Source organism: Streptomyces sp. NPDC031225, assembly GCF_055570355.1.
This window is the reverse complement of the sequence record NZ_JBVIHJ010000011.1, coordinates 195,322-213,961: the sequence shown is the minus strand read 5'-3', so window position 1 is coordinate 213,961 and position 18,640 is coordinate 195,322. Positions and strand designations below refer to the sequence as shown.

General features: G+C 70.7%; 14 protein-coding genes and 1 pseudogene. 3 read left to right on the top strand and 12 right to left on the bottom strand.

The genetic code is table 11. The annotated features are described in order from the left end of the window. Window positions 1-284 precede the first annotated feature (284 nt). Both ACZ48Z_RS20620 and ACZ48Z_RS20615 read left to right on the top strand, forming a co-directional pair. Window positions 285-1,757 carry an APC family permease gene (locus tag ACZ48Z_RS20620; RefSeq protein ID WP_468737289.1) on the top strand — a complete coding sequence of 491 codons (1,473 nt, stop codon included), beginning with the start codon at window positions 285-287 and terminating at the stop codon, window positions 1,755-1,757. Window positions 1,758-1,768: 11 nt separating this feature from the next. Continuing rightward, window positions 1,769-2,731 (top strand): hypothetical protein, encoded by a 963-nt coding sequence (locus ACZ48Z_RS20615; RefSeq protein WP_468737288.1) that lies wholly within the window; start codon window positions 1,769-1,771, stop codon window positions 2,729-2,731. 507 nt (window positions 2,732-3,238) lie between these two features. Here the strand turns inward: ACZ48Z_RS20615 and nicT are convergent. The 6 genes and pseudogenes from nicT to ACZ48Z_RS20585 form a co-directional block, all read right to left on the bottom strand. Next, entirely contained in the window at window positions 3,239-4,396 is a 1,158-nt protein-coding gene (nicT, locus tag ACZ48Z_RS20610; protein ID WP_468737287.1) for a Nickel transporter NicT, read from the bottom strand. Window positions 4,397-4,524: 128 nt separating this feature from the next. Then, window positions 4,525-4,797: pseudogene (locus tag ACZ48Z_RS20605) on the bottom strand (proteasome subunit beta); the annotation flags it as partial. Window positions 4,798-4,838: 41 nt separating this feature from the next. Continuing rightward, window positions 4,839-5,780, bottom strand: coding sequence for a lysylphosphatidylglycerol synthase transmembrane domain-containing protein (locus tag ACZ48Z_RS20600; RefSeq protein ID WP_468737286.1), 942 nt, complete (start codon window positions 5,778-5,780; stop codon window positions 4,839-4,841). A 210-nt stretch (window positions 5,781-5,990) separates the two neighbouring features. Next, window positions 5,991-8,348 carry a glycoside hydrolase family 65 protein gene (locus ACZ48Z_RS20595; protein ID WP_468737285.1) on the bottom strand — a complete coding sequence of 786 codons (2,358 nt, stop codon included), beginning with the start codon at window positions 8,346-8,348 and terminating at the stop codon, window positions 5,991-5,993. Then, a complete protein-coding gene (locus ACZ48Z_RS20590; protein WP_468737284.1) occupies window positions 8,345-9,082 on the bottom strand; it encodes a beta-phosphoglucomutase family hydrolase in 738 nt (245 codons plus the stop codon). Before ACZ48Z_RS20590 ends, ACZ48Z_RS20595 begins: the two co-directional genes overlap by 4 nt. Before the next feature lie 43 nt (window positions 9,083-9,125). Further along, a complete protein-coding gene (locus ACZ48Z_RS20585; RefSeq protein WP_468737283.1) occupies window positions 9,126-9,557 on the bottom strand; it encodes a YybH family protein in 432 nt (143 codons plus the stop codon). Window positions 9,558-9,634: 77 nt separating this feature from the next. Here ACZ48Z_RS20585 and ACZ48Z_RS20580 point away from each other — a divergent pair, with 77 nt between their 5' ends. Then, the gene (locus tag ACZ48Z_RS20580; RefSeq protein WP_468737282.1) at window positions 9,635-10,294 is read left to right on the top strand and encodes a nucleoside/nucleotide kinase family protein; all 660 of its coding nucleotides are present in this window, start codon (window positions 9,635-9,637) and stop codon (window positions 10,292-10,294) included. Window positions 10,295-10,316: 22 nt separating this feature from the next. Here the strand turns inward: ACZ48Z_RS20580 and ACZ48Z_RS20575 are convergent, their stop codons facing one another. The 6 genes from ACZ48Z_RS20575 to ACZ48Z_RS20550 form a co-directional block, all read right to left on the bottom strand. Continuing rightward, window positions 10,317-12,152: a hypothetical protein gene (locus ACZ48Z_RS20575; RefSeq protein ID WP_468737281.1), complete on the bottom strand. Its 1,836-nt coding sequence runs from the start codon at window positions 12,150-12,152 to the stop codon at window positions 10,317-10,319. Window positions 12,153-12,222: 70 nt separating this feature from the next. Further along, complete coding sequence (locus ACZ48Z_RS20570; RefSeq protein WP_468737280.1) at window positions 12,223-13,941, bottom strand: hypothetical protein; 1,719 nt, start codon at window positions 13,939-13,941, stop codon at window positions 12,223-12,225. A gap of 2 nt (window positions 13,942-13,943) precedes the next feature. After that, entirely contained in the window at window positions 13,944-14,846 is a 903-nt protein-coding gene (locus tag ACZ48Z_RS20565) for a carbohydrate ABC transporter permease (protein WP_468737279.1), read from the bottom strand. Beyond that, window positions 14,843-15,763: a carbohydrate ABC transporter permease gene (locus ACZ48Z_RS20560; RefSeq protein WP_468737278.1), complete on the bottom strand. Its 921-nt coding sequence runs from the start codon at window positions 15,761-15,763 to the stop codon at window positions 14,843-14,845. The genes ACZ48Z_RS20565 and ACZ48Z_RS20560 overlap by 4 nt, the downstream gene beginning before the upstream one ends. 121 nt (window positions 15,764-15,884) lie before the next feature. After that, on the bottom strand, window positions 15,885-17,207 hold the full coding sequence (locus tag ACZ48Z_RS20555; RefSeq protein ID WP_468737277.1) for an extracellular solute-binding protein: 1,323 nt from the start codon (window positions 17,205-17,207) through the stop codon (window positions 15,885-15,887). 278 nt (window positions 17,208-17,485) lie between these two features. Further along, window positions 17,486-18,607, bottom strand: a complete 1,122-nt coding sequence (locus tag ACZ48Z_RS20550; protein ID WP_468737276.1) for an ROK family protein — start codon at window positions 18,605-18,607, stop codon at window positions 17,486-17,488. Window positions 18,608-18,640 lie beyond the last annotated feature (33 nt).

Genomic DNA, 18,640 nt, shown 5'->3' with positions numbered 1-18,640 from the left:
CTCCAACCTCAAAAGACCGCCGGAGTAAGGCATTCCACGGGGCGGAAGGTTACCCCCCAGTTAATCTTGAAGGGTCAAGGAATACGGCTATCATCACTCGCACACACGGAGTGACCGTTCCTCGACGCAGCGGCCGTACGGTCGCCCGCACCCCTCGCTGTCCCGCTTCACCGCACCTGGCCGAGGCCATCCCTCTCCGGACCCGGGCGGAGCCACCCCCCACCCCCTTGCGCCGTACGGGCCCCTCCGTCCGCGCGTCGTGCCCTACGGAAAGCAGCGCAACCATGAGCATCAACAGGGGCAGAGGGCTGCAGGCCAATGCCCTCGGTACGTTCGACACGGTGGTGATGGCCGTCGCCGGCAGCGCACCGGCGTACTCGATCGCCGCGACCACCGCGGTCCTGGTCGGCTCGGTGGGTCTGGCCAGTCCGGCGGCTCTGCTGTACTGCGCGATACCCATGCTGGGCATCGCGCTGGCGTTCAGCTATCTCAGCCGGATCGACGTGAACGCGGGCGCCAGTTACTCCTGGGTGGGGCGCACCCTCCATCCCTTTCTGGGCTTCGTCAGCGGCTGGGCGCTGGTGATCTCGGCGACCATCTTCATGGTGGCCGGCTCACTGCCCGCCGGTTCGATGACGCTCGCCCTCTTCGACCAGGACCTCGCGGACAACACCGCGCTGTCGACCGTGGTGGGCGCCGCCTGGTTCGTGCTGATGCTGCTGGTGGTGCTCGGCGGCGCCCGGCTCACGGTGCGCGCGCAGCTCGTCATGTCCGGCGTGGAGCTGGCGATACTGGCCGTGTTCGCGGTACTGGCGCTCTTCCACACCGGCAACGCGCGGGCCTTCGACTGGTCCTGGCTGGGCTTCGGCCACTTCGACGGCATGGCCGGTTTCGCGTCGGGCGCGCTGATCGCCGCGTTCTACTACTGGGGCTGGGACGTCACCAGCAACCTCAGCGAGGAGACTCGCAACAGCCGCCGCACGACCGGGCTCGCGGGGCTCATCGGCGTCGGCATCGTCTTCCTGCTCTTCGAGGTGTTCACCATCGCGGTGAACGTCATCCTCACCTCGAAGCAGATCGAGGACAACGACGCCAACGTACTGGCCGTGCTGGGTGAGGAGATCTGGCCGGGCTGGGGCGGCAAGCTGCTGATCGTCGCGGTGATGCTGTCGACCATCGCCACGCTGGAGACCACGCTGATCCAGGTCACACGTTCCCTGTTCGCGATGGGCCGGGACCGTACGATGCCCTCCGCGCTGGGCCGGGTGCACCGGCGCTGGAACACGCCGTGGGTGGCGATCGTGGTGGTCGGTGGCGTTGCGCTGATGATGTTCATCGCCTCCAACGCCCTGGGCTCGGTGGGCGACATCCTCTCCGACGCGATCTCGGCGATCGGGCTCCAGATCGCCGTCTACTACGGCCTCACCGGCCTCGCGGTGGTCGTCGCGTACCGCAAGATGCTGCTCAAGTCGCCGACCGACTTCCTCCTCGGCGGGCTGTGGCCGCTGCTGGGCGCCCTGTTCATGTTCTGGATCTTCGTCGAGTCGCTGAGCGAGCTGAGCACCGCCGCGATCTCGATCGGCGTGGGCGGGCTGGCGGTGGGGCTGGTCCCGATGCTCTGGTACTGGAAGCAGGGCAGCGACTACTACCGGCCGGCGCGACTTGACGCGAGCCGTACCGTCGAGGCGGACTACGTGCCCGACGGCCAGGAGGCCGGGCCCTCGCTCGTCCACGAGGGTCTCCCGACCGACTTCTGAGGGGTTCTGCGATGGCGCGCGACCGTTTCGCCCCGGAGTTCGACCCCGACTTCGGGGACCTCCCCCTCACCACCGCCCGGCAGGACATCGTCATCGGCCGCTGGCAGGGTCTGCGCGAGCTGCTGCGCGCGACCGGGCCCGACTGGCTGGCACGAGGCCACCGCGTGCGGGTGCTCGCCCAGGCCTGTGCGGGCAGTTCGACGGTGGAGTCGTGGCTGGCGGCCGAGCCGAACAGCGGGGACGCGCTGGTGCTGCGGGCGGCCACGGAGACGGCCCGGGCGTTCAATCTGGCCATCTCCGCGGGCCGGGGTGTGCCGATCGACCAGCGCCGCATCGACGCGGCGGTGATGTCCTGCCTCAACGCTGCGGAGGCGTTCGTCGACGACCCCACGCCGTGGATCTCCCTGATCTCGGTGGCGCGGCTGTACCCGGCCGGGGTGCGGCGGCAGGAACTGGGGCGCTGGTGGGACGAGTTGCACGGCCGGGACCCGTACAGCGTCGAGGGGCACCTCCAGGTGCTGCACTACTACTCGTCGCGGTGGCACGGCTCGCACGGTCTGATGTACGACTTCGCCCGTGACGCCGCCGGAGTGGCACCGCCGGGCTGCGCACTGCCGGTGCTGGTGCAGTACGCGCGCGTGGAGGAGTTCCGCGCCGCGGTGGACGCGGCCGAGGGGGACCGGTCGGCCTCCGCGGCGCTCGGCCAGCACTGGAAGCACGACGGTGCCGTCAGCGACGTGCGGCGCACCTGGCAGCGCTGGATCATGGGCCGGACCGACCACACCGTCGTCCCCGGCGAGTTGCGCGACCTCAACTACCTGACCCACGCGGCCTGTCACGCCGGTCTCCCCGAGGTCGCCGTCCCCCTGCTGCGCATGCTGGACCGCCGGGGCACCCGCGCCCCGTGGTCGTACACCGGGGATCCGGAGCAGCAGTTCGCCAAGTCACGCAAGGAGTTCAAGGTGCGGGCCTGAGCGGCGGGGACGGGGTGTGCCCCTTCCCGGCGAGCCGGACAGGGCGACCTGGGTGGAGCACCGGGCCGAGCAGGCGGGGGGCGCACGACGTCGAACGCGTCGCCGTCCGGGGGGCGGGCCGGGAGAGGCGGCTCCCGCCGCGAGGGAGCGGGTGGGTATCCGGTGTGGTGGGTATCCGGTGTGGCGGATCGACGGGTCCGCGTCACCGGGCCGGTCGCCGCGGTCGGCTTCCGTCTGGGGCCCCGAGCCGTGGCACCGGTCGGAGAGCTCCCGCCGGCTGGTCTGCGTATTTCCGGCCGGGGCACGGCGTCGCCACGTCCGGTGCGGGGAGGAGGGCGGTGCGCGATCGGGCCTCGCGCTCCTCTTCCGGGATCACCCGTGGGGAGATCCGGTGGCCCGCCGGACATGGGATCAGGCGGCCGCGGTCAACTGTGACTTGCCCGGCCCCGGAGGTCGGCCGCGGATCGGCAGCCGTCTCCACACCGCATCCGGCGTTCCTGCATGCGGTCAGTCACCCGCCCGCTCCCCCGCCAGCCCCGCCGTCCACTTCTCCTCGATCCGGCCGACCTTCCACACCACCAGGGCGACGGCCCACGTGGCGAAGAACAGGCCCACGATGACGAAGCCCAGGAGGTTGAGGTCGAGGCCGCCGATCCAGTTCCAGAAGGGGCCCTGGAGGTCGAGTTTCTCGGCGAGGAGGCCCAGGAGTTCGGCCGTGCCGATGAGGAGGGCCACGGCCACGGAAAGGCCGGTGATCGTGAGGTTGTAGTAGACCTTGCGGACCGGCTTGGAGAAGGCCCAGCCGTAGGCGAAGTTCATGAAGGAGCCGTCGATGGTGTCGAGGAGGGACATGCCGGCGGCGAAGAGGACGGGCAGGGTGAGGATCGCGTACCAGGGCAGACCGGAGGCGGCGCCCGAGCCGGCCAGGACCAGCAGGGCGATCTCCGTCGCGGTGTCGAAGCCGAGGCCGAAGAGGAGTCCGAGGGGGTACATCTGCCACGGCTTGGTGATCGACTTCATGACGCGGCCGAGCAGACGGTTCATGAAGCCGCGGTTGTTGAGCTGCTCCTCCAGCGCGGCCTCGTCGTAGCGGCCGGAGCGCATCCGCCGGAACACCTTCCAGATGCCCACCAGGACGACCAGGTTGACCGCGGCGATCAGATAGAGGAACGCGCCCGAGACGGTCGTACCGATCAGCGCGGTCACGTCGTGGAGGCGGGAGTTGTCGTTCTGCACCGGTCCCGCGAGGGCCTTCACGCCGAGTGAGAGCAGCAGCGCGAGGACGAAGACGACGCTGGAGTGGCCGAGCGAGAACCAGAAGCCGACCGACAGCGGCCGCTGCCCCTCCCCCATCAGCTTGCGCGTGGTGTTGTCGATGGCCGCGATGTGGTCGGCGTCGAAGGCGTGCCGCATCCCCAGGGTGTAGGCGGTCACGCCGATGCCGATGCCGAAGGACTTCTCGCCGACGCCGTAGTGGTGCGGGGCGACGATCGCGACGAGGGTGAACCAGCCGATGACGTGCAGCGCCAGCACGACCGCGGTCATGCCGCCCGCCCTGATCCACTCCTGGCGCGTCATGGAGCCACGGACGCGGTGCCAGACCGAGCCCCTCGCGGGGGCGGTGGCGGGGAGGAGGGGCGGAGCGGAGTCAGGGGCGGCCGTCATCGAGCGGAGGAATCCTTTTCGGAGGGGTACGGCCGCGGTCAGCAGCCTTGTGCCATCCTCCGGTACCTGCAAGTCATGTGCAGTAAAGCCCGTGGCAGGTCTTTTCCACGACTGGGGAAAGTCCCCGGTCAGGGCGCCGCGGTCGGTCCGTCCGGCCTGGTGCGGCGCTGCTCGACGATCTCGCGGCTGAGTTCCTCGGTCTCCGGCTCGGACAGGCGCTCGAAGCCGTCCTCGGTGATGACGGAGACGACGGGGAAGATCCGGCGGTTGATGTCGGGGCCGCCGGTCGCGGAGTCGTCGTCGGCCGCGTCGTAGAGCGCCTGGAGCGCGGCGAGGGCGGCCTCGTGGCGGTCGAGTCCCTTGCGGAACAGCTTTTTCAGCGCACCCCTGGCGTATCCGGAGTCCTACCAGAACCACAGGACCCGGAAACGCCGGTCGTCGTTCACAGCGCCTTGCGGCGGACGAGCAGGGCGAGCACCAGCAGGCCGGGGAGCAGGGGCAGCCACACGGTCAGCAGCCGGTAGCCGAGCACGGCGGAGGCGGCGGTCACGGCCGGTGCGCCACCGGCGGTGAGGGCGAAGGTGAGCGCCGCGTCGAGGGAGCCGAGGCCGCCCGGGGTGGGGAGCAGGGCGGCGGCGCTGCTCGCGGCGAGGTAGAGCAGGGCCACCAGGGACGGGGCCAGCGGCAGGGCGACAGCTCGGGTGACGGCGATCAGCACGAGCGCGTGCAGGACGGCGAATGCCAGGGAGCCGCCCCACAGGGCCGCCGCCCTGCGCGGTCGCGCGTGGATCGCCCTGATGTCGGCCAGGACGAGGACCAGGGCGGTACGGCACCGCGCCCACAGTGCGGCCGTCAGGAGCACCGCCAGGACTGAGCTCGCCCCGGCCACGGCCAGCCATCCCGCGGAGAGACGCGGGAGCCCGAGGACGCCGGGGCAGGCCGTCGCGAGTACGGCGATGAGGGCCGCCCGCACCAGGCCGCCCACCGTGGCCTTCACCGCGAGCGCGGTCGCCGAGCGGGAGGCCGACATTCCGCAGCGCATGAGGAAGCGCAGGTTGACCGCGCCGGAGCCGAGACCGGCGGGCAGCAGCTGGCCCGCGGCGGAGGCCGCGAACTGGGCCGCCACCAGGCGCCCCCAGGGCAGGGCCCTGCGCACCGCGCCCTGTTGGGCGAGGGCCGCACAGGCCCAGGTCGCGGCGGTGGCCGCGGCGGCGACGAGCAGCCAGCCCTGGTCGGCGACGGCGAGCCGCAGGGCCCCGTTCTCCAGTACGGGCCAGTGGCGCCGGGCCAGACAGCCGGCGGCCGTCAGGACGGCGAGCGTGAGGGCGAGCTGCCAGTAGCCGCTTCTGCGGGAGGCGGCGACGGCGATCCGCTCGGACGTCATGCCCGTCCGTCCGCGCTGTCACCGTCGGCCATCGTCCACCCCTCAGCCCCGCACACCGCGGGAACCTGGTCCAGTCATGAAAAGCATGGACATGGACAAAGTAACCCGAGAGGGGAGGGGCCGCGGGGTGGAGTTCGGCCAAGCGGCCGCCGGACCACCTGTCCGCCCGTCCGACCTGACCACCCGTCCGACCGGACCGCCGGTCAGGAATCAGCGGGCGCGGGGGACCCGGTGCGGGGGCTGCCGTGGGGCCGGACGGTCCTCGGGAGGCGGGACGGGGCGGACGACGGGGCCGTCGCCGTTCAGGGTCAGGGGGGCGCCGTGATGGCGGATCGTCAGAGGGGAGCCCGACATCAGGGTGTACGTCGCCTTGTCCGGGCCTATCTCCACCCGCAGGCAGCGGTCCAGGAGCCGCAGGTTGAACGCGAGACGACTGAACCGCTCGGGCAGGCGGGGCGCGAAGCGGAGGGAGTCGCCGTCTCGGCGCAGACCCCCGAATCCGGCGACGAGAGCGGTCCAGGTACCGGCGAGGGAGGCGATGTGGAGTCCGTCGCGGGTGTTGTTCGCCAGGTCGGCGAGGTCCATCAGCGCCGCCTCGGCCGTGTAGGCGTAGGCCAGGGACAGGTGTCCGGCACGGGCTGCGACCACGGCCTGGACGCAGGCCGACAGCGAGGAGTCCCGTACGGTCAGGGGCTCGTAGTAGGCGAAGTTGCGGGCTATCTGCTCCTCGTCGTGGAACTCCTCGAACCAGCTGCTGCACAGGTACATCGCCAGGACCAGGTCCGCCTGTTTGACGACCTGCTTGCGGTAGATGTCGAAGTAGGGGAAGTGCAGCATCAGCGGGTACTGGTCGGCATCGGTGCCGGCGAAGTCCCACTGCTGGTAGCGAGTGAAGCCCGCGTGCTGCTCGTGGACGCCGAGTTCGTCGTTGTAGGGGATGTGCACGGCCTCGGCGGCGTCCCGCCAGGCGGCGCTCTCCTCGTCGTCGACACCGAGCGCGGCGGACTGTTCCGGGTAGCGGGCGCAGGCGTCGGCGGCTGCGAGGAGGTTCGCGCGGGCCATGAGGTTGGTGTACGTGTTGTCGTCGGCGACCGCGCTGTACTCGTCCGGTCCTGTGACGCCGTCGATGTGGAAGACGCCGTGGTGGTCGTGGTGGCCGAGCGAGCGCCACAGCCGGGCCGTCTCCACGAGGAGTTCGACACCGGTGTCGCGTTCGAACTCCGTGTCTCCGGTGGCCGCCGTGTAGCGGACCACGGCGTCCGCGACGGCCGCGTTGATGTGGAAGGCGGCGGTACCGGCGGGCCAGTAGGCGGATCCTTCCGAGCCGTCGATGGTCCGCCAGGGGAACGCGGCCCCCTTCAGGCCGAGTTGCGCGGCGCGCTCGCGGGCGGCGGGCAGGGTGTTCTGCCGCCAGCGCAACACCTCGGACACGGCGCCGGGTTCGGTGTAGGTGAGCAGGGGCAGGACGAAGGTCTCGGTGTCCCAGAAGGCGTGCCCGTCGTAGCCGGAGCCGGTAAGGCCCTTGGCGGGGATGGCCCTTTGTTCCGCGCGGGCGCCCGCCTGGAGCACGTGGAAGAGCGCGAAGCGGACCGCCTGCTGGATCTCCTCGTCGCCGTCGACCTCGACGTCGGCACGGGCCCAGAAGTCGTCGAGGTAGCCGCGCTGTTCGTCCAGGAGTCCGTCCCAGCCGCTGTGGGCCGCGGCCGCGAGGGCCGCGTCGACCTGGTCGCTCATCGCGGGCCGGGATCGGGCGCCGGACCAGCCGTGGGCGACCAGCTTCTCCAGCCGTAGCCGCTGGCCCGGCTCCAGGACCGAGGTGACGGTGAGCCGGGCCAGGTCCACCATCTCCTCACTGGCCGTGGTGGTGCGTTCGGGCCCGTCGATGACATGGTCGGCGGCCACCGCGACCCGCAGGCCGCTGCGGCGGGTGCGGTGCACGAGGCGCAGGCGGGTGCCGTCCGCGAAGCCCTCCTCGTGTTCCAGCGGAGACTTGAGGGCCTTGGAGGCGCGCGGGTCGCCGTTCTTCGGCTCGGGCAGGCTCTCGTTGGTGACGAGCTCGGACTGGATCACCACCCGGGTGCGGCTGTCGACGGGCTCCACCTCGTAGGCCACGGCGGCGATCGCCCGCTGGGTGAGCGAGACGAGCCGGGTCGAGCGCACCCGGATCCGGGAGCCCGCCGGTGAGATCCACTCGCAGGACCGCTCCAGCACGCCCCGGCGCAGGTCGAGGCAGCGTTCGTGGGAGACGAGACGGCCGTAGCGCAGGTCGAAGGGCTCGTCGTCGACGAGGAGACGCACGATCTTGCCGTTGGTGACGTCGATGGCGGTCTGGCCGGACTCCGGATAGCCGTAGCCCGCCTCGGCGTACGGCAGCGGGTGCAGTTCGTGGACGCCGTTGAGGTAGGAGCCGGGCAGGCCGTGCGGTTCGCCCTCGTCGAGGTTGCCGCGCCAGCCGACGTGGCCGTTGGACAGGGCGAACACGGACTCGCTCTGGGCCAGGACGTCGAGGTTGAGGGCGGTCTCGCGTACGGCCCAGGGCTCGACGGTGTAGTTCCGGTGGGTGATCATGCGCGGTCCCCCAGTTCGGCGAGGCCCTTCACGACCACGTCGGCGCCGTGCGCGTACAGGGCGTCGGTCTGTCCGACACGGTCGAGTCCGACGACGTATCCGAAGTCGCCTGCGCGGCCCGCGTCCATGCCGGCGAGGGCGTCCTCGAAGACGGCGGACCTGGGTGCGTCCAGCCCGAGGTCGGCTGCGGCGGCGAGAAAGGTGTCGGGGTGCGGCTTGCCGGGCAGCCCGCGTTCGGCCGCGACCACGCCGTCGACGCGTACGTCGAAGAGGTCCTCGGCGTCGATCGCGCGCAGTACGTCACGGCAGTTGGCGCTGGAGGAGACGATCGCGGTGCGCAGCCCCTGTGCGCGGGCCGCCCGGATGTAGGCCAGGGTGTCGTCGTAGGCCTCGACGCCGTCCGTGCGGATCTTCTCCAGGACGAGGTCGTTCTTGCGGTTGCCGAGGCCGTGGACCGTCTCGGCGCCGGGCGGGTCGTCCGGCGCCCCTTCGGGCAGCTCGATGCCGCGGGAGGCGAGGAAGGTGCGCACGCCCTCGGCGCGAGGGAGGCCGTCGACGAACTCGTCGTAGTCGTTGTCGTCGAAAGGCCGGAAGTGTTCGCCCTCGCGTTCGCGCAGGAAGGCGTCGAACATCGCCTTCCAGGCGGCCGCGTGCACGACGGCCGTCCTGGTGACGACCCCGTCGAGGTCGAAGAGGCAGGCCTTGATGTCTTCGGGTAGACCGAGCTTCGTCATACAGGACCCGGTTCCCTGCGAGACGGCTTGCCAACAGGTGGATTCATTCGTGCGGGAACGAGTGGTGCTCGTGTGCCACCAGCCAGCGGCCGCGCTCCTTGCGCAGGCCGAAGGTGAGCCGGAGCCGGAAGCCCGGTTGGGCGGCGAGCTCTTCCGGGGTCGCGCAGCGCACCAGGGCGTGGGCGAAGGCGACGTCGGTGCCGGCCGTGATGTCGAGGGACTCGATGTCGAAGCGGGCGCCCTGGGCCTGCCACTCGAAGAAGGGCGGCCACGCCGCACGGTAGGCGGCGAGACCCCGGATGCCGTGGTGGGGCGGCGGCACGTTGAACATCACCAGGTCCTGGGCGTGGTCGGCGATCACACCCGCGAGGTCACCGCGGTGGACGGCGGCGGCCCACCCGGTGATCAGAGCGCGGATCCGCGCCTCGTCGTCAGAGGCGGCGGAGCCACGGGAGCCGTAGGAGTCGTGGGACACGACCGGCCCTCCTTTCTCCCCCTTCCGCATCAAGGGTGCCTGGCCGACCTGAAGTCCTCGAATGACACACTCGACGTGTGCCGCTGACCTTCGACGACCTCCTGGCCCGCGCCCGTTCCCTCGCCGAGCACGGGGGCCGTGCCGTCCTCGGGCTCGCCGGCTCCCCCGGTGCGGGCAAGACGACCCTCGCCGAGCACCTGGTGCGGGCGCTCAACGGCACCGGTGAGCCGTGGGTGGCGCACGTTCCGATGGACGGTTTCCATCTGGCCGACGTGGAACTGGACCGGCTCGGTCTGCGCGACCGCAAGGGGGCGCCCGAGACCTTCGACGCGGCCGGGTACGCGGCCCTGCTGCGGCGGCTGCGCGAGGATCCGGACGGCGACATCGTGTACGCGCCGGGCTTCGAGCGCGTGCTGGAACAGCCGGTCGCCGGGGCGATTTCGGTGCTCCCGGCCGTCCGCCTGACCGTGACCGAGGGGAACTACCTGCTCCTGGGCACGGACGCGTGGGCCCGGGTCCGGCCGCAGCTGGACGAGGTGTGGTTCTGCGAACTCGACGAGGGTGAGCGGGTCCGCCGACTGGTCGCCCGGCACGAGGAGTTCGGCAAGAGCCACGAGGAGGCGGTCGCGTGGGTCCTGCGCTCGGACCAGCGCAACGCGGATCTGGTGGCGGCGACCCGGGACCGGGCCGACCTCGTGGTGCCGGTGGCGACAATGGCGCGCGTCGACACCGCGTGAAGGCCGGCCCGAGTCCCTCGTCTCAGCAGGCGGACAAGGTGAGTTCCGGTTCGCCGTGGGCGTCGCCCGCCGGGTCTCCGATCCTTGCCGTGAACGCCTCGGTGCGGACCGTCAGTGCGGCGCCGTCACGTGCGAAGGCCGCCGTGAGAGGGGCGCCCGCAGGGCCGTAGCGGACGGCGAAGGCGTGCAGGTCGTCCGGGGCGTCCTGGGCGGGGTCGGCCTCCAGCGCGGTGGAGCTGACGAGGTGGCGCCAGCCCTCGTCCGGGTTGCCGTAGCCGCGCGGGTCCGCGGCCAGCGCGAAGGCGGCCTGCTCCTGGGTCGTCTCCGAGCGGGCGTCGAAGTGGTCGACGCCCGTCGCCTCGGGGTGCGTCAGCCGCAGCGCGCCCACGGAGGCCACTTCGCCCTCGGCCGTCCGGCGCACCCGGTCGCCGTCGTCCTCGGCGTACGGCATTCCGGCCAGCAGGTAGGGCGTGCCGGGGAGCCGTTCCACGGTCACCGTGGTCCACAGGCGTGTGCCGTCGGTGACGTACAGGGACTGGATGTGGCGCAGGACGTGGTCGCGGCCGACGACGGGCTTGGTGACCAGCTTGGCGGTGAGGCCGTCGGCGCGGACGTCGCGGACGCGGACCTCGCCCATCGGGCGGCACAACAGGAAGCCGTCGACGACGGGACCGAAGCCGTGCTGGCGGTTGACGGCCGCGGGCAGGTAGTAGGTTCCCGCCGCCTCGACCACCGCCGGAGTCCCCTTGGAGTCGAAGGCCACCGACACCGTCCCCGCGCGCAGTTGGTACCGTGCGGCCGCCGTGGACGGTTCCCGGTGCCAGCGCGCGGTGTCCTGGATCTGCCAGACCAGCATCCAGGCGAAGTGGCCGTCCACTCCCCCGTCCTCCTTGACCGCGTGCCGGCCCCAGCGGGAGTCGCCCCGGTAGCGGCCCAGGTCGGCGCCGATACGGGCACCGAAGTAGCGCAGGCCGAGGACCGACTCGAAGGCGGAGTGCTGCTCGCTGTAGCGCGCGCCGCCGTTGTCGAAGCCACCGCCCGTCAGGCGGGCGTCGATGTAGCGGGCCAGGGTGTCGCCGTCCTCGGCGAAGACCTCCTCGCCGCTGATCCGGTGGGCCTGGGCGAGGAAGGACAGGGAGATCGGGCCGTAGTTGTTGTCGTAGGCGCCGCCGTGTTCGGGGGGCAGCAGGGCGCCCCGGTCGCCGACCCGGTGGGCGCGGATCTCGTCGGTGTACAGCTGGAGCGCCCGCGCGCGGACCGACTCCGACTCCGAGTTCGGGAGATGGGCCGCCAGCATCAGGCCGCCGACCACGCAGCCGATCGCCTGGTTGCCGGCCTCCTGCGGGTTGAAGAAGGTCGCTTCGGTCAGCCAGCGCCAGTATCCGCGCGCCAGGTCGAGAAGTTCGGCGCGCTGCCCGTCCTCGACCAGCCCCTCCGCCGCGTCGAGGATGTTCACCGCCTGGAGCAGCGCCCACACCGTGCTCGGCCAGTCACCGATGGGGTGCGCACCCGCCGCCAGGGTGTAACGGGCGTACGGCAGACCGGAGTTGCGCACCCTCAGGTTCGGGTAGCCGGGGTTGTCCTCGGTATAGACCCGCTCGCGCAGATGGAACGCGAGGCTGCGGCTCACCGCCTCCGGCAGCCGTGGGTCCTTGCCGCGCTGCCAGGCGAACGCGAGCAGCGAGGTGATGCCGAGCGAGGTGTCACCGATGTCGTCCACGCAGTCGGGGTGTTCGAGGTTGCCCTCGGGCGTGAGCCGGGCGAGGGCCTGCTCGGTGACGTCGGCGAGGACGGCGTCGTACGCCTCGGGGCTGTCCGGCAGGTCGTGCAAGGGGCCGAGCTGGCGCGGGAGATGCACGGGAGGAGGCGTGAGGTGCACGGAGTTCAGTCCTTCATGCCGGGGGTGGCCATGGCGGGGTTCGTCTGGGTCACACGACAAGGGCGGGCCGGTGGGCGCGCAGTGCGACGGTGAGTGTGTGCGGGCCGAGTCCGCCGATGTAGACGCGGTTCCCGGCCGTGGCATCGGTGCCGCCGACCACGGTGTGGTCCTGGCCCGGGTCGTACCGCAGGACCTCGCTCCGGTCAGGACCGGCGAGCGGCTCGCCCGCTTCGACGCCGACCTCGACCCGGATCTCGTCGCCGCCCGCGCGATAGGTCATCGGGCTGCTCGTCAGGCACCAGCGTCCGTCGTCGATCGGTACGGCGCCCTCGGGCACGCCGCCCGGCCGGAAGGTCAGTTCGAGGGACCAGGGCACCCGTGGTCCGCTGAGGTCGATCCGCAGGTCGGCGCCGTCCTCCCGCAGGTCCACCTCTACGCGGGTCGTGTGTGAGACCTCGTCGCGAGGCCGGTCGGGGAAGGCCATCGAGGCCGAGAAGCGCCCGTCGTCCACCAGTCGGTAGCCGCCGTCGTCGCGCCTCAGGTCCCTCGGGAGCGGCTGGTAGTAGGCGGCGGTGAGGGTTTCGGTGAGCCGGTACCGGTTGTCGGCGAGCTGGTGCATGTCGGCGGCGCGGAACGGGCCCAGGTCGAAGAAGCCCCGCGAGAGGCGGACCGCGTCGAGGACGGCATCACCGGCGAACAGCCGCAGGAAGGTGGGATTGCAGGCCAGGCCCGAGCGGATGCGCCGGTGCTCCGGCACGTCGGAGCCGCCGTACACCACCGTGTGCGCGGTGGCCGAGGCGCGGTCGGCGAGGCGGGCGGTGGTGAGGTACCGGTCGCGGGGCAGGGCCTCCGCGGCCGGTGCGGGCAGTGCACGGGTGAGGTCCGGGGTGAGGAAGGTCTCGGCGAGCAGGTCGGGGTCGTCGACACAGCCGTCGGCCGCCAGCCGCGCCGCCCGGCTGAAGTCGCCCCGGCCGGTGCGGACCGCGAACAGCCGGTAGTGCCGCAGGTAGGGCGCCAGCGGGAACGGGTGGTTCTGGTCCTGGCGTCGCGAGTGGACGGTCTCCACCGTGCCGTCCGGCCTGATGAGGTCCAGGGTGGTGGCGAGATTGTGCTCCACGGCGTCCCGCAGGTCGGCGCGGCCGAGGACATCGGCCAGCAGGAGCAGCGAGGGGTTGGAGACGTGGGACGCGTAGATGGCGCTCCGCTCCGAGTACAGGCCCTCCGCGTCGATGTCGACGCCCTCGGAGAGCCACTCCTCCACGCGGGCGAGCAGCCGGTCGTCCGGGAAGGACCGGTGCAGCCGGGCCAGTGCCGCGCACAGCTCCCAGCGGTGGTTCGGGGTGTGCACCCCGCCCGTCAGGAGACTGCCGGTGGCGGCGCGGGCGATTTCGGCGAGCGCGGCCGTGACGTCGTGCAGTTCCGGACCCGCGCCCGCAGCGAGGACGTGCGCGTCGCACACGTCGTTGACGGTGAAGGCGGAGTCCGGCGGGGACTGCACGTTGTCGCCGCCGGCGAAGAGGCCGGTCGTGGTCTGCGCGGCCCGCAGGGCACGCAGGTGGGTGATCGCGGCGGCGACGGCCTGTCCGCTGCCGTGCAGTGCCGAGTCCGGAGAACGATATGCCGCGACCAGGGTCTTCACCCGCCGCGCCAGACCACGGTGTGGCACACCGGCGGGTTCCTCGTCGGGACCGGCCGCGAGCGGAGTGGCCAGCCGGTCGGCGGCGCGCGCCGCCGACCGGACGAACTCGTGGTCGAGCGGGGTGGGCAAGGTCAGTCCTTCAGTCCGGCGTTGATGTCGGCGCCCATGACGTAGCGCTGGAAGACCAGGAAGATGAGGATCAGCGGGATCATCGAGATGACCGATGCGCCGAGCAGCACGGACCAGTTGATGTTCTGCGCGCCGACGATGCTCTGGATGCCGATCTGCACGGTGAACTTGTTGGGGTCGTTGAGCATCAGCAGCGGCCAGATGTAGTCGTTCCACCGCCACTGGAAGGACAGGATGGCCAGCGTCAGCATGATGGGCCGGGAGAGCGGCACCATGATCCGCAGGAAGATCGACAGCTCCTTGGCCCCGTCGATGCGTGCGGCCTCGACGAGTTCGTCGGGAACCGTCAGGAAGAACTGACGGAACATGAAGCAGCCGGTCGCGGTGAGCACGGCCGGGAGGATGATGCCGGCGAAGGAGTTGTAGAGGCCGAGGTTGCGGACCACCAGGAACTCGGGGGCGAGCATGACCTCGCCCGGCAGCATCGTGGTGGCCAGGATGCAGATGAAGAACGCCTTGAGCCACTTGTTGTCGTACTTGGCCAGCGCGTACCCGGTGCAGCAGCTGATTCCCACCGTGAGGATCGTCGTGATCACGCACACGAGGGCCGTGTTGATGAAGTACTGGGAGAAGTTCGCGCTGTCCCACGCCGCCTTGAACCCCGTCAGGGTGGGGTTGTGCGGAACCAGCGTCAGCGGATACGAGAACAGGTCGCTGGACGGCTTGAAGGAGCTGAGGACGAACCACAGCACCGGAAACCCGTACAGGCACGCCATGATCCACAGCAGTGTCGTCGCGGACACCGCCTGCCTGAGTCCACCGGTGGCCGTCTTGCGGGGCCGCCTCTTGGAGACGGATCGGCGCGGAGCGGCGTCGGCCGGGCGCGGGACGTCTGTGGTTGTCATCGGTTCTCCACCCGCCGGTTGACGATCAGCTGGATGACCGCGACGGCCATCAGGATGAGCATGAGCACGAACGACGCGGCGCTCGCGTAGCCGATCTGTCCCCGTTTGAAGCCGGTCTCGTAGATGTACTGGACGAGCAGGTTGTTCGACGATCCGGGGCCGCCGTTGTTGAGGGCGACGAACACCGGGTACTCCTTCATCGCGTTGATCGTGTTGAGCAGGATGACGATGAACGAGGTGGGCGCGATGCTCGGCAGCGTGATGCTGAAGAACTGGCGCCAGGGGCCGGCGCCGTCGAGCGAGGCGGCCTCGTAGTACGACACGGGTACGTTCTTGATCGCCGCGATGAACAGCAGCATCGTGAAACCCGTCCAGGCCCAGGATGCCGCCATCACCACCACGAGCAACGAGAGGTCCGCGTTCGACTGCCACGGAACGGCGTCTCCGCCGAACTTCTCGATGACGTAGTTGACCAGACCGAAGTTCTCACCGAACATCCACCGCCACAGGACACCCACGACGATGGGCGACAGCAGCCACGGAATGAAGAAGATGACGCGGGCGACCGACCCGCCCTTCGCGTGCTTGCTCACCACCAGGTTGGCGGCGAGCAGCGAGACCACGAAGTTCAGCGGGACGAAGAGCACGGCGTACAGCAGCGTCCGGGTCAGCGCGTCGTAGAAGGTGGAGTCCCCGAACAGGTTGTGGTAGTTGTCCAGCCCGATGAACTGGAACGCCCCCACGCCTGTGTAGTTCGTGAACGAGTAGACGAGCCCGATCACCGCCGGCCAGACGAAGAACAGCGCGAAGAGCACGACATTGGCCGAGATGAGGACGAGCGGCGCAAGGGTGTACTTGCTGCGTCTCCTGGACCGGCTCGGCGGGCTCGCGGTCACGGCCGAGGCGCGTTTTGTCATCTTCCTGACTCCGTGCTGGTGGAAGGGATTCCTGTGGGCTCACGCCATGAGCCCGGCATCGCGTGGGCGCCCGGTCCGGGCGGCGGCGTGAAGACACCGCCGCCCGGACACCGGCCCACGATCAGCCGCCGACCTGCTGGTTGTAGCCGTCCACGATGTTCTGCAGGGCCTTGTCGGCCGACTGCTGGCCGTTGATCGCCTTGCCGAGTTCCGTCTTGGTCGGGTCCTCGGTGAGGCTCTTGCCCTTCAGCACCCAGTTGGTCTGCGCGCCGTTGAAGTAGCCGGAGATCGGGGCGTACAGCGGGATCGACTCGTTGTAGAGCTTGAACGCCGCCTGCGCCGCCTCGGACTTGAAGGGGTACTTCGGGTTCAGACCGCTCTCGACCGGCAGGAAACCGGACGCCTCGCACAGCGCCTGGTAGTGGGCCGGCTCGTACAGCCAGGACAGGAACTTCTTCGCGGCGGCGGACGCGTCGGCGTTGTTGTTGAAGCCCACGACGTTGCCGCCGCTGTTCACGTCACTGGCCTGCACCGGCTGGGCCGGAGTCGGGACGCTCGCCCACTCGAACTTCTTGATGCTGTCCGCGAAGGCGGGCACCTGCCACACACCGGACCAGTAGGCGACGACGTCACCGCTCTGGAACATGGCGGACGGGTCGGCGCCGCTGGTCCACACCGACTTCGGCATGGTCTTGTCGTCGTTCCATCCGACGAAGGTGTTCACGGCCTTCTTGGTCGCCGCGTCCACCGAGAACTTGCCGGAGTCGTCCGCGTGGACGTACTGCCCGCCCATCTCGTACACCATGGCGCGCAGTCGCGACGGCGACTGGTCGAAGGTCAGGGAGTACTTGGCCTTGGTCTTCTCGCGGACCTTGTTCGCCGCTGCGATGAAGTCGGTCCAGGTCCAGGTCTTGTCGGGCGAGGTCGGGAAGGAGACGCCGGCCTTCTCGAACAGGCTCTTGTTGATGTACAGGCCGGACGCGGTGACGTCCGAGGGGATGGCCAGCACCTTCCCGGACGAGTCCTTCGCCAGGAAGTTGGGGTTGATCTTGTTGGTCTTGTTGTTGGCGATGGAGGCGAGGTCGATCAGCTTGCTCGACCAGATCGGGTCCAGCGCCGGCACGGCCGCGACGTCGGGCAGGGAGTTGGCCTGCGCGGCGTTGTGCAGCTTCGTCGTGTAGCCGTCGTAGGGGATGTTGACGAGCTTGACCTTGACGCCGGTTTCCTTCTGGTACGCCGCCACCGACTTCTTCCAGCCCGCGTCCTGTCCCGGAACCGTGGAGATCCAGAACGTCAGGGACTTGGACGTGCCGCCCGAGCCCGAGTCCCCGCCGCAGGCGGTGAGCGTCAGAGCACCTGCCGTGACAGCGGCAGCGAGGGAGACCAGGCGGCCCATGCCGCCGCGGCCGAGTCGGCGAGAGCGCCGCACACCTACAGTGGTCATCTTCGATCCCTTTTTTTCGTCGTAGGGGACGGAGCACGGCGCCGACCGATGCGGCACAGGTGCAGTTTGCAGGAAGGTTTGCTTTCCGAGGGCGCGGCCTCGCCCGGCCGCGTCATCCTGACGGGCGAGGATCCCCGGCCTTCGTGGCCGTCACCGCACGAGCACGCCCTGGTGCGGTTGCCGTACGTCGAGTACGGGCGGGACGCTCGCTCCAAGCCGACGTCCCGGCCGACCTAGAAAGCGCTTGTCCGGACATTGGCAGACCGAGTCCGAAACCGTCAATCCTTCGTCCGCGCCACCTGGGTCACGGTTTGGACTCCTCGGGCGACCGCGAGGCGGGCGGCGCCCACGACGGTGCCGAGATCACCGACCTGACTGCTGACCACCTCGGTGGGCCAGCTCAGCCGTTCCAGCTCGGCCCGCACACCGGCCAGGAGCTGCGGATACGCGCCCGTGCTGCCGCCCAGCACCAGCAGTCCGGGATCGAGTACGGCGGTCACGGCGGCGGCCAGCCGGCCCACGTCCACGGCGTGCCGGTCGACGATCGCGCGGGCTGTGGCGTTGCCCTGTCCGGCGAGGGCGAAGAGCCGCTCGGCCGTGTGGGGGCGGGCACCGTCGGCTTCCGGCCAGGCCTGCGCGGCCCGGCGCAGCAGGGAGCGGGACCCGATGTACTCCTCCAGGGCCTCGTGGCGCGGCTCCAGGGCGTCGTCCCAGGGGTAGGGCAGCCGGGCGACCTCTCCGGCGGCGCCGTTGGCCCCGGCCAGCACCTGCCCTCCGACGACGATGCCGAGACCGATACCGACACCGATCCGCAGGTAGCCGAAGGTGTGACGGCCGCGCGCCGCACCCTCGTGGAGTTCGGCGAGCGCGGCGCAGTTGACGTTGTTCTCGAGGTGGACGGGCACTCCGGCCGGCAGGGCGACGGTCACCGCGTCGAAGACAGGGCCCGCCTTGGCCGTGGCGGGGCGCATCCGCTGCGGTGCGGTGACGTCACCGACGGCCACGACGATGGTGCGCAGCGGGGCGTCGGCGGGCAGCGCCATGAGTGCGTCGCGGACCACGTCGGCGGCCTCGGCGCGGGGTCCGGTGGCCTCGGCGAGGAGGGTGCCGTCCAGGGCGCAGGCGCGGACCCTGGTCAGGGCGGGGCCGAGGTCGACGGCGAGGACGGCACCCGCGGCCGGGCCCAGGCGGTACACGGCGGCGCTGCGGCCCGTGCCGCTGGAGGAGGTCCCGGAGTGGGCGGCGAGGTGGACGCCCTCCAGTTCGGCGACGGCGGCGGAGACCGTCGGCTTGGACAGCCGCGCGAGGCTGGCGAGCTGCGGGCGGGTCGCGGTGCCCGCCTGGGCCAGCACGGTGAACACAGCGTTCGCGCTTTCGGTCAGACGGGGGGCTCTTGCCACGTCGTGTTCCACAGTTCCCCCAGGTCAAGGGCC